The 12,856-nt window shown below is 52.3% G+C and carries 13 protein-coding genes and 1 riboswitch; of the genes, 8 read left to right on the top strand and 5 right to left on the bottom strand.

The annotated features are described in order from the left end of the window. Window positions 1-115 precede the first annotated feature (115 nt). The 4 genes from BN8_RS20485 to BN8_RS20470 all read left to right on the top strand — a co-directional run bounded on the left by BN8_RS20485 (window position 116) and on the right by BN8_RS20470 (window position 3,889). Window positions 116-1,108 carry a glycosyltransferase family 2 protein gene (locus BN8_RS20485; RefSeq protein ID WP_040006386.1) on the top strand — a complete coding sequence of 331 codons (993 nt, stop codon included), beginning with the start codon at window positions 116-118 and terminating at the stop codon, window positions 1,106-1,108. Then, entirely contained in the window at window positions 1,066-1,854 is a 789-nt protein-coding gene (locus tag BN8_RS20480; RefSeq protein ID WP_009283847.1) for a polysaccharide deacetylase family protein, read from the top strand. Before BN8_RS20485 ends, BN8_RS20480 begins: the two co-directional genes overlap by 43 nt. Window positions 1,855-1,874: 20 nt before the next feature. After that, a complete protein-coding gene (locus tag BN8_RS20475) occupies window positions 1,875-3,065 on the top strand; it encodes a glycosyltransferase family 87 protein (protein ID WP_009283846.1) in 1,191 nt (396 codons plus the stop codon). A 101-nt stretch (window positions 3,066-3,166) separates the two neighbouring features. Continuing rightward, window positions 3,167-3,889, top strand: a complete 723-nt coding sequence (locus tag BN8_RS20470; protein ID WP_009283845.1) for a class I SAM-dependent methyltransferase — start codon at window positions 3,167-3,169, stop codon at window positions 3,887-3,889. Between the two features lie 21 nt (window positions 3,890-3,910). On the opposite strand, the gene BN8_RS20465 is transcribed toward BN8_RS20470, so the two are convergent. Further along, window positions 3,911-4,237 (bottom strand): DciA family protein, encoded by a 327-nt coding sequence (locus BN8_RS20465; protein ID WP_009283844.1) that lies wholly within the window; start codon window positions 4,235-4,237, stop codon window positions 3,911-3,913. Window positions 4,238-4,422: 185 nt separating this feature from the next. Beyond that, window positions 4,423-4,528, top strand: a riboswitch (SAM riboswitch). Between the two features lie 185 nt (window positions 4,529-4,713). On the opposite strand from BN8_RS20465, the gene BN8_RS20460 reads away from it, so the two are divergent. The 4 genes from BN8_RS20460 (at window position 4,714) to BN8_RS20445 (ending at window position 8,566) form a co-directional block, all read left to right on the top strand. Beyond that, a complete protein-coding gene (locus tag BN8_RS20460; protein ID WP_009283843.1) occupies window positions 4,714-6,030 on the top strand; it encodes an O-acetylhomoserine aminocarboxypropyltransferase/cysteine synthase family protein in 1,317 nt (438 codons plus the stop codon). A gap of 55 nt (window positions 6,031-6,085) precedes the next feature. Next, the gene (metX, locus tag BN8_RS20455) at window positions 6,086-7,129 is read left to right on the top strand and encodes a homoserine O-acetyltransferase MetX (protein ID WP_009283842.1); all 1,044 of its coding nucleotides are present in this window, start codon (window positions 6,086-6,088) and stop codon (window positions 7,127-7,129) included. Between the two features lie 40 nt (window positions 7,130-7,169). After that, window positions 7,170-7,763 (top strand): SGNH/GDSL hydrolase family protein, encoded by a 594-nt coding sequence (locus BN8_RS20450; protein ID WP_009283841.1) that lies wholly within the window; start codon window positions 7,170-7,172, stop codon window positions 7,761-7,763. Between the two features lie 122 nt (window positions 7,764-7,885). Next, complete coding sequence (locus tag BN8_RS20445; RefSeq protein WP_229368229.1) at window positions 7,886-8,566, top strand: esterase family protein; 681 nt, start codon at window positions 7,886-7,888, stop codon at window positions 8,564-8,566. A 12-nt stretch (window positions 8,567-8,578) separates the two neighbouring features. Here the strand turns inward: BN8_RS20445 and BN8_RS20440 are convergent, their stop codons facing one another. From BN8_RS20440 to BN8_RS20425, 4 genes are all read right to left on the bottom strand, one after another. Further along, window positions 8,579-9,778 (bottom strand): glycoside hydrolase family 1 protein, encoded by a 1,200-nt coding sequence (locus BN8_RS20440; protein ID WP_009283839.1) that lies wholly within the window; start codon window positions 9,776-9,778, stop codon window positions 8,579-8,581. Window positions 9,779-9,896: 118 nt separating this feature from the next. Next, a complete protein-coding gene (locus tag BN8_RS20435; protein WP_009283838.1) occupies window positions 9,897-10,547 on the bottom strand; it encodes an NAD(P)-dependent oxidoreductase in 651 nt (216 codons plus the stop codon). A gap of 134 nt (window positions 10,548-10,681) precedes the next feature. Further along, window positions 10,682-11,488: a 5'-methylthioadenosine/adenosylhomocysteine nucleosidase gene (locus BN8_RS20430; RefSeq protein WP_009283837.1), complete on the bottom strand. Its 807-nt coding sequence runs from the start codon at window positions 11,486-11,488 to the stop codon at window positions 10,682-10,684. A gap of 30 nt (window positions 11,489-11,518) precedes the next feature. Continuing rightward, window positions 11,519-12,850: an NCS2 family permease gene (locus BN8_RS20425; protein WP_009283836.1), complete on the bottom strand. Its 1,332-nt coding sequence runs from the start codon at window positions 12,848-12,850 to the stop codon at window positions 11,519-11,521. Window positions 12,851-12,856 lie beyond the last annotated feature (6 nt).

Genomic DNA, 12,856 nt, shown 5'->3' with positions numbered 1-12,856 from the left:
ACTTTAACTTTTTGGTTATGACGGAGTAAGTATAAGTACTTATTTTTAGCCCCAAGTTCCAAGGTTCCGATGGGACGATGTGAATGTTCGCAACTTGTAACATAACGAAGATACTATGAAATCAGGTCCTGGTATGATAAGTCTGGTCGTACCGTCGTATAACGAAGAAGAGAACCTGCCCGTTCTGGTTCATCGCCTGATGAGCATCATGGAATCGTACGGGGCGTATGAAATTCTGATTATCGACGACGGAAGTACTGATCAGACTCGATTTGTGCTTCGACAATTAAGCCAGGCCTATGCAGTCGTTCGTTATCTGTCATTTTCCCGAAATTTTGGTCACCAGATGGCCCTGCGGGCGGGTTATGACAACGCTCGTGGGGATGCGGTCATTTGTCTGGATGCCGACCTGCAGCACCCCCCCGAACTAATCCCGACGCTTATTGACAAATGGCAGGAGGGCTACGAAGTAGTGTACACCGTTCGTCGGCCTGATCCGCGGCTGTCCTGGTTCAAACGCACTACGTCCAGGAATTTTTACCGATTACTGCGGGCGGCCTCCAACCTGAACATTGAGGACGGAGCCGCCGATTTTCGACTCCTCGACCGAAAAGTGATCGATACGCTTAAGTCTTTCAAGGAGAACGATTTGTTTCTGCGGGGGGCAATCTCGTGGATCGGATTCCGGCAGTGTCGGGTGCTTTATGAGCCGGCCCCCCGGTATGCGGGCCGGTCCAAATACTCGCTCCGCAAGATGATAAAACTAGCGGCTATGGGCATTACCTCTTTTTCAACGCGCCCTCTTTATATGTCGGTGCTGCTGGGTTTCGCCATGTCACTGTTCGCCAGTTTGTTTGGGGCCGAGGTGCTATACGAATACTTCTTTACTAACGCGACCGTATCGGGCTGGACAACGCTGGTACTGCTCATGGTGCTGATTGGTGGAGTTCAGTTCATACTCATTGGTATTATTGGTGTTTATCTGGGTAAAACTTTCGTCGAAGTTAAGCAGCGACCGGCGTACATCATAGGCGATACGAGCGATATCGACGAAACCGTAACGAAATGGCAATCAGCAGAGCAGGGATATTATTCACCGTCGATGTAGAGGAGTTTGATACGGCCCTGGAGTTCGGACACGATCTGCCCATGCATGAGCAGATGGCTGTTTCGACTCGTGGCCTGCGGCTGCTGGCCGATCGGTTCGATGCCGTTGGCGTTCGTACAACGATGTTCACGACCGCCAATTACGCACTGCATGAGCCGGCGCTGATCCGGAAACTGGCCCGAAACCACGAGATTGCCTCACATGGGTATTTTCATACGACCTTTGAGCCTGCTGATTTGCTGAAGTCTCGTCTGGCACTGGAGCAACTGCTGGGTCGGCCCGTTACGGGGTTCCGGCGTGCCCGGATGGGCTACGTTGATCCGCTTGACGTACAGCAGGCCGGTTACCAGTATAATTCATCGCTGCATCCAACCTGGCTACCGGGTCGGTATAATCACTGGGGGGAGCCCCGGCAACCGTTCCGGGAGCAGAACGTATGGCAGGTACCGGCTTCGGTAACGCCCCGCCTGCGTTTACCGTTGTTCTGGCTCAGCCTGAAAAACTTTCCCTTTAGCCTGTACAAACAGCTTTGCCGACAAACGCTGCGGCAGGAGGGGTTCCTGAACCTGTACGTACATCCCTGGGAGTTTACCGACCTGTCGGCTTTTGAAAAAATCCCGACGTATGTCCGGCGACATTCGCGGGATGAACTGCTGGACCGCGTCGAACAACTGCTTCGATACCTGAAACCGATGGGTGAATTCTGTACCATGAACGAGTTTGTGCAGCAACTTGATCACCGTTGAAAACCGCTTACTTTCCCTTCATGAATTCATCTATTGCCGGATTTGTGCAATTTTTCCGGAAACCGCTCTTCAGCGATTTCCGCTTTATTTTTAGTATTTACGCGGCTGCTACCCTGTTCGCGAGCATTAAAGCCGTTTTTCTGTTCGGGTCCAATAATTACAGCATCTTTTATTACTCGCTTTATCATCTGATTGACGGAAAGAGCCTGTACGAGGTGTATCCGGCCGAATATTCGGATCATTTTCATTACGCGCCAACGTTCGCAGCTTTATTTTCGCCTGTTTTTTCGCTGCCATATTCCGTTGGTTTATTTATCTGGCAGTTTTTGTTTACAGCGGTGTGGGTAGTTGCCGTTTATCGGATGCCCTGGACGCACGGCCAGAAAGTCGTTGCCTACTGGTTCGGTTTGCAGGAACTGTTTACGTCGGTAGTAGGCAGTCAGACGAATCCGCTCATTGCAGCCATCTCGCTGTTTACGTTCCTTAGTTTTGAAAGGCGACAGCCGTTCTGGGCCGCTTTTTTCATCATACTTGGCTTCAATATCAAGATTTACAGCCTCGTGGCGGCTGCGCTGTTTCTGTTGTATCCGCAGAAGTTGCGGTTCCTGGCGTACATGGTGTTTTGGGGCGTAGTGCTGGCTTTATTGCCTCTGCTGTTTACATCGCCGGAGAAACTATGGTGGCAGTATGAAATGTGGGTAAGGCAGCTATTTATCAAGTCTGATGGGGATAAATGGGCCAACACCTCTATTCACCGGCTTGTCCACCTGATTATCTCGCCCAATGTTGCAACACCGGCCATTATCGGTACGGGGGTGGTGCTTTTTTGTACGGTTTACGCCCACACTCGGCGTTTTAGCGAGCGTACATTTCGGATGCTGATGCTGGCGTCGATCCTGATCTTTCAGGTCATCTTTAACCCGGTAGCTGAATCGCCCACGTACATTACGGCCGTTACGGGTGTGCTTTGCTGGTGGTTTTTTTGTCCTCAAAGCTGGCTTGACCGGGTCCTGCTGATCAGTTGTTTTATCCTGACCGTATTGTCGCCAAGTGATGTGTTTCCAATTTTTCTCCGCGAACAGTTTGTAAAGCCCTACGTGTTGAAAGCCCTTCCGTGCGTACTGATCTGGTTCCGGATTTTGTATCTCATGCATGTGCCTTCCCGGGTGCCACAAGTCACGCCCAAGCCGCAAGCAACACTTTTGTCGTGACCTGTTAGCCAAACGCACGTCAAAGAGCTATGCTTTTTGACGTAGATGGCGCAGGCATATACAGTAATTGATTACTACAACACTGCAAAATTTAGTCAAAAATGACTACTGAAAAAGCGAACGAGTCAGCGACCTGGCTTGATTTCTGGCAGCAGGAGAACGAGTTTGACGATTCGATGTCTGCTAATTACGCCTATTTCCTGGCGCGGGTCGAGAAGTACGTTACCGTGGTCAAATCGCAGAAGGTGCTTGATATTGGGTCTGGGCCGGGTAATCTCGAGGATGCCTGGCACGACCGGGTAGCTGAGATCCATGGACTGGACGTATCGAAGCGGTACAACGAAATGGCCCGTGCCAAACACCGGCATCACCCGAATGTGTACTTCCACGACCTCTCCGCCGATGACTACCTGAACTTTAACGTAATCGCTGGCCAGCGATTTGACGTAATTATTGTCATGAGCGTGGTGCAATATTACCGCGACGCATCAGAAGCGAAGCAGTTACTGGCAGCCATCCGGAACGTAGCGGCCCCCGGTACCAAGGCCTTAATCTGCGATCTGATTGTGGAGGAAAATACGCTGAAGGATATCTGGAGTATCGTTACCAAGTCATTCCGGCAGGGACAACTCCTGTCGATGCTGAAGCTACTGGTTCGGCTGCGATTTTCGTCGTATTACAACATCCGGCAGCAGAACGGATTTCTGGTCATACCCGAGCAGGCATGGCTGGATATGTGCCACCAACTGGGACTGAACGCTACGTTCATTCCGGAGCCCATTACTATGCAGCAGGAACGTAAAAGCTTACTGATTCAATTCTAAGGCCCGAAGCTTCTGGGCCGGTTAGATGAAAACTACGTCGTCGATCACCTCCGAGCCCATATCCTTATTGACAAGCTGGATGAGCTTCTGCTTGGCGTTGACGAGTTCGTTGCGTAGAGGAGCCGACGAGATCTCAATGTGAAGTTTACGATCCCGGACGTAGAGCCGGTTCGTCCGGGAAGCAATCGCCTGTCCCATCATCCGGCTCCAGAAAGCCTCAAGGTACGTTTCGTTAAAGCGGGTCTGAAGCTGGTATGTTTTCAGCAACTGGTTAATGGCGTCTTTTACCGTAGTTGTATCAGCGCGTCGGCCAGTGTGTTCGGACTTGAAACGATATACTTGACTCATTGGATAGCGATCTTAAAAGCAAAAGTAAAAAACGGCGCGGCTATTCAAATAGGTACTTTAGGATATTCCTGAAAAATAAGCCAACGGCAAAAAATCCGGGCTGGATTTTGGAATCCCATTGTTTGGCTGTTATACTTGCGCTATCAAGTCAATTGAATAGCGCCTTTTTAACCCCGGCGCAGATTGATTTATACAGAAGAGGGGAGAGACCAGGCTCGGTGAACCTCTGGCAACCTACCACACGGCAAGGTGCTAATTCCTGCCTAAAGTAACCGTTACGGCGGATCATTAGGAGCTATAAATCGTAAAACCACATGCTGTACATCCACTGCTGTATGCCCCTTGCGGGCCGTTAAGCACTCACCACCCCGACGTCTTTCAGCCAGGCAGGCTGGGACAGATCGTCGCCGTTTATCTGTTTTGTATGATTGTCTTTTCATAAATAATTAACTCTTCCACCTTATTTCCTAGAAGCTATGGCCGATCAACTGCATTTCGAAACCCTTCAGCTCCATGCGGGTCAGGAGGCTGATCCTACCACCAATTCACGGGCGGTTCCTATTTATCAGACTACGTCCTATGTTTTCAATGACTCAGCGCATGGAGCTGATCTGTTTGCGTTGAAAGCGTTCGGAAACATTTATACCCGGATCATGAACCCAACTACCGACGTATTCGAAAAGCGGATGGCCGCGCTCGAAGGAGGGGTAGCAGCATTGGCTGTGGGATCGGGGCAGGCGGCTCAGTTCATTGCCCTGAACAACATCCTGAATTCAGGCGACAACTTTATTTCGACTTCGTTTCTCTACGGAGGTACGTATAACCAGTTCAAGGTTTCGTTCAAGCGGCTGGGCGTGGACGTTCGCTTTGCCGATGGCGATAAACCCGAATCCTTCGAGAAGCTGATCGACGAGCGGACAAAGGCGATTTATCTTGAAACCATTGGGAACCCCGGTTTTAATATTCCGGATTTTGACGCTATTGCGGCTATTGCCCAGCAGCACGATATTCCCCTGATTGTCGACAATACGTTCGGGGCGGGTGGTTACCTGTTCCGGCCCATCGAACACGGCGCGGCTGTAGTGGTTGAATCGGCTACCAAATGGATTGGTGGACATGGGACCAGCATCGGCGGGGTGATTGTCGACAGTGGCAACTACAACTGGGGCAACGGTAAATTCCCGCAGTTCAGTGAGCCATCACCGGGCTATCATGGCATGGTGTTCAGCGATGTATTTGGTGTTGGCGGGCCGTTTGGCAACATCCAGTTTATCATCCGCGCCCGGGTGGAAGGGCTGCGCGACTGGGGCCCGGCTATCAGTCCGTTCAACTCGTTCCTGTTGCTGCAGGGTCTTGAAACACTTTCCCTGCGCCTTGATCGGACGGTAGAAAACGCCCTGACGCTGGCAAAATGGCTCGAAGCGCACGAGCAGGTGGAATTTGTAAACTACCCCGGCCTGGAAAGCAGCCCGTATTATGACCTGGCGAAGAAATACCTGAAGCGGGGCTTCGGTGGCGTGTTCACGTTCAAGGTGAAAGGTGGTCGAGAAGCCGCCGATCAGTTTGTGAACAGCCTGAAGCTGGTGAGCCACCTGGCTAATGTCGGTGATGCCAAAACGCTGATTATTCACCCGGCTTCGACAACCCACCAGCAGTTGAGTGAGCACGAACAGACTAGTGCGGGGGTTGAACCGGGGCTGCTGCGGATTTCGGCCGGAATCGAGCACATTGATGATATTAAAGCCGACTTACAACAGGCTTTTGCCGCCATTGCGGAGCCGGTGTTGAGTTAATCAGTAAAGGGCTTACGGCTAACCGTAAGCCCTTTACTACAAACTAATAGCATAATTGGACCTTCAATTTTTTGATTACAAGTACACGTACCCGCTCGAATCGGGTGAGGCACTGCCGGGTTTTCGACTGGCCTACACAACACAGGGCACGCGCAATGCGGATGGCTCCAATGTGGTGTGGATTTGCCACGCGCTGACGGGCAATGCCGATCCGGTCGATTGGTGGGGCGGGATGGTGGGACCCGGGAAGTTCTATGACCCGGAGCACTACTTCATTATCTGTGCGAACATCATTGGTTCCTGTTACGGCTCTACTGGGCCGCTGTCAGTTAACCCGGCTACGGGTACGCCTTTCTACCACGATTTTCCAACCATCACCATTCGCGATATGGTTGGAGCCCTGGATTTGCTGCGCCAGGAACTAGGTATTGAGCAGATTCATACCTGCGTGGGGGGATCAGTAGGCGGACAGCAGGCGGTTGAGTGGGCCATTACTCAGCCGAATCTGATTCAAAATCTGATTTTAATTGCCTCCAACGCGGTGTTCTCTCCGTGGGGGATTGCGTTCAATGAGTCGCAGCGGATGGCAATTGAAGCCGACCCGACCTGGGCCGAACGCCGGGACGACGCGGGCGTAACCGGGATGAAAGCGGCCCGGGCCATGGCCTTGATCTCGTACCGAAATTACGATACGTACGGATTCACGCAGGCGCTTGATAATAACGAACAACTCGACGGCTATAAAGCTGCGAGCTACCAGCGGTATCAGGGTGAGAAGCTGGCCGCTCGTTTTAATGCGTTTACGTACTGGACGCTTACCAAAGTGATGGATTCGCACAACGTAGGGCGGAACCGGGGCAGCATTCTGAACGCGCTGAATCAGATCAAAGCCCGGACGCTGGTGGTGGGTATTCGCTCCGATATTTTGTTTCCTCCTTCCGAACAACAGTTTCTGGCGCGGCACATTCCCGATGCCGTTTACGAAGAAATTGATTCACTTTACGGCCACGATGGTTTTCTAATTGAAGCAAAGCCATTGACCCAGATTATTCGAAAATGGCTGGGCGAATCGGCGAAGGTGAGTGCAAAAGTTTTATAAAAGCGCGGCCTCCGAGTTCCTATTACTTTATATTGCCCTCATGTTTTGGTACGAAGAAGAAGTTCAGGCGCTTGAAAAGAAAGTAAAAGCCGGGTCTATTGCTGACAGCCCCGTCGTATTTTACGGAAGTTCATCCATTCGGTTGTGGACCACACTGGCACAGGATTTTCCACAGTATAATACCCTTAACCTTGGTTTTGGCGGCTCAACGCTGGCAGCCTGCGCCTGGTTTTTTGACCGGCTTGTGGTGCCGGCTAATCCTAAATCGATCATTTTCTACGCTGGGGATAATGACCTGGGCGACGGTCGTCATGTCGAAGAAGTGTATCTGTTTTTCTGCGCATTGACGCAGAAACTGCAACGCCAGCTCCCTGATGTACCGCTGACGTTTATGGCCATTAAGCCGAGTCCGGCTCGCTGGGCCATTGTTGATCGAATCCGGTACGCCAATGAATTGATCCGTAAAGAAATTGCCCGGTATCCGCATTGTCACTACGTCGATTCGCACACGCCCATGCTGAGTGCTGCCTGTGGTCCCCGGCCGGAGTTATTTCAGGCCGATGGGTTGCATCTGAATGCAAAGGGATACGCGCTCTGGCGGGAGGTGTTGCTTAAACATCCGCATATTTTTTAACAATTTCTTTAAGCAGCAAGTAGTTAAATGTGCTGAAAAGAGGCCAATTTCGGCCGTTTTTCCTTTCTTACACTATGCACCGTGAATACCATAAATGGTTCAGCCCGAACTTAAACCGGGATATGGAACTACTCATTTTTGGTCATGCAGGAGCACGGGTGCTGGTTTTCCCGACCCGGCGGGGTCGTTTTTTCGACTACGAGGGCTTTGGTCTTGTCGAGGCTTTGTCGGGCTCCATCGATAATGGCCTGCTTCAGCTCTTCTGCGTGGATAGTGTGGACAGCGAAAGCGTCTATAACCGGCACATTCATCCGCAGGATCGTATTCAGCGGCATATTCAATATGAGCAGTATATACTGAACGAAGTATTACCCCTCTCACGACTCAAGAATCCGCAGCCGTTTATGATTGCCCACGGGTGTAGTCTGGGAGCCTATCATGCCGTTAACATTGCGCTTCGCCACCCCGAACATTTTGGGAAGATCGTAGCGTTGAGCGGTCGCTACGATCTGTCGATGCCGGTGGCCGAGTTTCGGAGTCTCTTTGATGATTACTATAACGACGACGTTTATTTCCATACGCCTACCCACTTTGTGCCTAATCTGATTGATGAGCAGATTCTGAAGGAGCTCCGGCGGATGGAAATCACGATCGCTATTGGGGCCGAGGACCCATTTCTAGGAAGCAATATAGCGTTGAGTGAAGCCCTGACGGCCAAGCAGATACCACACGAACTCTACGTCTGGGACGGGCGAGCACACCAGGCTTGTTACTGGCAGCGGATGGTACAACTTTATCTCTAAGCGCTTGTCTCGCTACGTAGCGGCAACAGCCTCGGGCACGGTAGCCGATTGAGCACTGGCATTTTCGACCATCACCTGTGCTTCCAGCAACGCCTGGGCATACGGCTGATACAGAACCCGACGGGGTGGTTCACCGTCGATTAGCTCGGCATCCCACAGCCCCGAGTGGTGCCACTGCGTAGGATGATCCCAGTCCGGGCGGTCGATAATTGGGTATAGACATACACCCCAAAGCGGAACGCCTTCCTGAACCAACGCTGAACATTCTTCGCCGATCATCCGTATCCAGTGCGGCCGGTCAATGCCGGGGTGGCTGGTTTCTGTCAATACAATAGGGCGGTTGTATCGTCGGTAGGCTTTGAGCAGCAGTTTGCGTAAGGGCAGCCAGCGAGGGTCGGGAATTGGGTCACCCCAGGGCAGAAACGTCTGAAAGCCGAGTTCCCATTGATTGTTGTAGTAATAATTGAAGCCAAGCAGATCAAGGAAATCAGGAGAGCCACCCAACTCGGGGCATATGAAGCCGCCCAACATATCTGCCGACTGGAACTGATTTTCGTCGGCGGTAGCGGCTTCGATAATTTGCTCGTTGGTCGCATTGAGGGGCGGCACAATCTGTACCAGTGGTTCCGTAGTCAGGATTCGGACGGATGGGTCGGCTTCGCGCAGGGCTGCAACGCCCTCAATGTAAGCCCGCATCAGCCCGTATTTCACTTCCCAACCCTGACCTACGCAGTAAGGCGACGTACCGCGCACATCCCCACCGAGCCACGAAATGAAGTTAACCTCATTAATCGGCGTAACAATCAGTTCATCGTCGGGCAGCACCGATCGGTAAAACTCGACGAAGGCCCGGCATAGAGCTGCAAACCGACGTGCAAACTGGGGGTGGAGGGGAGTAAGGTCATCGGGATACCCAAAATGGCACATATCCCAGATTTGCTGGATACCCTGCCGACGGCCTTCCAGGAGCATGGCTTTGACCAGACTCCAATCGTACTGATACGGTGTTTTTTCGATCTGGCTCCAGCGAATTCCTTCCCGAACGGTACGAATGTTGAAAGGGCCAAGATGGGCGTAATCTTCGGCGAGTAGTTGGGTATGGCCGGTCAATGGTAGAAAATCAACGCGGTTGCCAAAGCAGTTGAGTTGATCGGTGCATTCATATCCCGCCATCCAGAACGACCGGAACGGGTTAGTTGAAAATAGAGCCATGAGGTTACCTGTCAGCAGAAAACAGGTTTGTTAAGTTGAGTAATCACCAAAGATGTTAAAAAAGCCACCTGCCGCCAAAGGCAAGTGGCTTTTCTGAGGGAATGAATAGATTCATGCCTTACCCATTGGTGACGAATGGCATTTTATGTAGGTATTGGCCGGTCTCAAACTCGTTCATGATGAAGTCGGCGAGGTCCGCACGCGTCAGTTTGATGCCCGGTACGGTACCCACATACCCTACCTTATAGCTCCCTTTAGCCGGATCTTCGGTTAACATGGGACCACGCACGATTGTCCAGTCGAGGCCACTTTTTTTAATCAGTTCGGCATGACTGATACCATCAAACAGCGCCTGTCGAGCCCCTTTTCCCGCCACGTTCTTCATGATAAACACGATAGCGTTATCCATGAAACCCGGTTTATCGTTGGCCGCATCGCGGACGCCCCCGCCGGTCAGGGAAATCAGCCGACGGATGTCGTTTTGCTTCATCACGTCAATGATCAGTTGAGTAGCGCGGGTCTGGAAATCGGGCGAACTGGCTTTGTCCTGACCAAGAGTACTGATAACTCCATCGCTGTTGCCGATGGTTTTGCTGACTGACCTGGGGTCTAACGCATCGCCTTGAATGACAATGAGATGAGGATGGGTAATTGTCATTTTCTGGGGATTGCGAACCAACGCTCTGACTTGGTAGCCTTCCTCCAGCGCTTTTTGAACAAGGGGAATTCCTGTACGGCCTGTGGCGCCAAAAACAGCAATGGTTGACATATTTTTTTGTGCTTGTACAAGCAAGTAACTACCAAATAGCGATAGAGTTTAAACTTAATCCCTGACAGGCTGGTAATTCCGTTCCGGAGGGTGTTTACAGCAGTCCTGGCGGAGGGAAGCGGCTATTAAAACCACTATAACCCTTTCACGATCGCGAGGACTAATTTGGCTGAGTTGCGGGCGGCTGTCTTGAAGAAGGTCAGCATATCATTGCGGGCGTTGGCATTGGCTTTGTCGCTGAGGCTGCGGATAACCAGGCAAGGCACCTGCTGCTGGTAACAGACCTGGGCTACGGCCGCCCCTTCCATCTCGGTCGCATCGGCGTTGTATTCGCTACGCAGGCTCTGCACTTTTTCCTCCGACGACACAAAAACATCGCCCGTTACGACCGTACCGACAATGACCGACGGTGGTCGCGACGTAACGGGAATGGCTTCGAACGGCACCGTTTTGGCCGTTTCGACGGCTACCTTTAATAACGCTGAGTCGGCTGGGAAGTAGGCGGGGTTAAACTCTTTGGTAATGGCGTTACGTGTCTGGTTGGTCTTCTGGCGATTGAACGTAATGTAGCCGAAGTCGTGGTGGGCCGTCTGGCGGGCAATCACGATGTCGCCCGGCTGAAGGTCGGGGTTGGTACCGCCCGCGATGCCGGTAAACAAAACCCGCTGGGGCCGGAAATGAGCCAGCATAAAGGCCGTCGTCATGGCTGCGTTAACTTTACCGATACCCGTTTCTGCCACGACTACATCATGCCCGTCGACTTGACCGGTGATGAACGTAATGCCATTGATGACCTGCACCTGCCGGTTTTGCAGCGACTGCTGGACCAGTTTCACTTCTTCGTCGAAAGCACCCAGCAGGGCTGTAACAGGCCGGGGTTCGTAGCGTTGGGCCAGCCCAGTTTGTGCAAGCAGCAGGAAAGCAACTACTAATTTTTTCATAGGTTGTATTTCGTAAGATTGGGTACAAAATTAATGACCGGCAAACAAGGCTATCAGACAGAATCCATCCACGATCCATAACCCAACCGGTACTTCGTGGCTTTTTCCGACAGCCACTTTAATGACCGTCCACGACAGGAAGCCCCAGATGATGCCCTGTGTGATGGAGTACGTAAACGGAATCAGGACCAGCGCCAGAAAAGCTGGCAGGGCATCGTCCAACTGGTTCCAGTTGATGCGGGTGACGGGCTTCATCATGAACGCACCGACCAGCACCAGGGCCGGAGCCGTCGCAATGGCCGGAATGATGGAGAGGAGGGGCGACAGAAAAAGAAAGGGCAAAAAGCAACACCCTGCGACGATGGCGGTCAGGCCCGTACGTCCGCCCTGTGCAATACCTACCGCCGACTCAATGTAGGACGTACCAGGGCTGGTACCCAGCAAACCGGCCAGGGCCGTAGCGACCGCATCGGTCAGCAGCGACTGGTTGAGGTTACGGGGGTGGCCATCGGGACCGTATAAATTACCCGCTTCGGCCACGCCCACGAACGTAGACAGGCTATCGAACAGGTCGGTGAACACGAAGGCGAAAATGACCGGCCAGAGCGACCATTGCAGCGAGTTAACCAGGTCTACCTTACCAATGAGGCTAAAATCCGGCGTAGACCAGATACCTTGAAAGCTAACCAGTTCGCGGTTACCGAAGTTAATGGCCGATGCATCGCCCCAGAACCGGCCGATGGGCCAGGCTGCCAGTGTTGTCAGCACGATACCAATAATGATGGCTCCCGGTACGTTGCGCACTACCAGCACGCTCGTTAGCAGCAGCCCGAAGATGAACGTCAGGACAATGGGATCGTTCAGGCGTGTAATGCTGACCAGTGTAGCTGGATTAGCTACAATGAATTTGGCATTTTCGAAACCGATCAGGGTGATGAACAGGCCGATTCCGGCCGAGACAGCGTAACGTAACGGGTGAGGAATGGTCCGGACCAGTGCTGAGCGGACGTTACCAATGGACAGTAGCAAAAACAGGACACCTGCCCAGAACACCGCACCCAGGGCGACTTCAGGCCGCAATCCCATGGTTTTGACCGCCGTGAACGTAAAGAAGGCATTGAGCCCCATGCCGGGTGCCACTACAATCGGGTTGCGGGCGTAGAGCCCCATCATCAGACTGCACACGAACGAGAGCAGTATCGTAGCGGTAAGCACTCCGCTAAACGGCAGTCCTGCCTGGCTGAGAATTGCCGGATTGACCACGATGATGTACATCGTCGCCAGAAACGTAGAGATACCGGCCAGGATTTCGGTACGGCGGTTAGTAGGTATGGTGTCGGTTGGAACGGAAGAAATGGCCATGACCGC

Origin of the sequence: Fibrisoma limi BUZ 3, from assembly GCF_000296815.2 — a bacterium.
Lineage (GTDB): Bacteria > Bacteroidota > Bacteroidia > Cytophagales > Spirosomataceae > Fibrisoma > Fibrisoma limi.
Note: the sequence above shows the minus strand (reverse complement) of the source record. Positions and strands in the feature narration are given on the sequence as shown.

What these genes read in the sequence shown, in the direction of transcription:
- BN8_RS20485 (WP_040006386.1), top strand. Translation starts at nt 116, where the DNA reads ATGAAATCAGGTCCTGGTATGATAAGTCTGGTCGTACCGTCGTATAAC.
- BN8_RS20480 (WP_009283847.1), top strand. Translation starts at nt 1,066, where the DNA reads ATGGCAATCAGCAGAGCAGGGATATTATTCACCGTCGATGTAGAGGAG.
- BN8_RS20475 (WP_009283846.1), top strand. Translation starts at nt 1,875, where the DNA reads ATGAATTCATCTATTGCCGGATTTGTGCAATTTTTCCGGAAACCGCTC.
- BN8_RS20470 (WP_009283845.1), top strand. Translation starts at nt 3,167, where the DNA reads ATGACTACTGAAAAAGCGAACGAGTCAGCGACCTGGCTTGATTTCTGG.
- BN8_RS20465 (WP_009283844.1), bottom strand. Translation starts at nt 4,237, where the DNA reads ATGAGTCAAGTATATCGTTTCAAGTCCGAACACACTGGCCGACGCGCT.
- BN8_RS20460 (WP_009283843.1), top strand. Translation starts at nt 4,714, where the DNA reads ATGGCCGATCAACTGCATTTCGAAACCCTTCAGCTCCATGCGGGTCAG.
- BN8_RS20450 (WP_009283841.1), top strand. Translation starts at nt 7,170, where the DNA reads ATGTTTTGGTACGAAGAAGAAGTTCAGGCGCTTGAAAAGAAAGTAAAA.
- BN8_RS20445 (WP_229368229.1), top strand. Translation starts at nt 7,886, where the DNA reads ATGGAACTACTCATTTTTGGTCATGCAGGAGCACGGGTGCTGGTTTTC.
- BN8_RS20440 (WP_009283839.1), bottom strand. Translation starts at nt 9,778, where the DNA reads ATGGCTCTATTTTCAACTAACCCGTTCCGGTCGTTCTGGATGGCGGGA.
- BN8_RS20435 (WP_009283838.1), bottom strand. Translation starts at nt 10,547, where the DNA reads ATGTCAACCATTGCTGTTTTTGGCGCCACAGGCCGTACAGGAATTCCC.
- BN8_RS20430 (WP_009283837.1), bottom strand. Translation starts at nt 11,488, where the DNA reads ATGAAAAAATTAGTAGTTGCTTTCCTGCTGCTTGCACAAACTGGGCTG.
- BN8_RS20425 (WP_009283836.1), bottom strand. Translation starts at nt 12,850, where the DNA reads ATGGCCATTTCTTCCGTTCCAACCGACACCATACCTACTAACCGCCGT.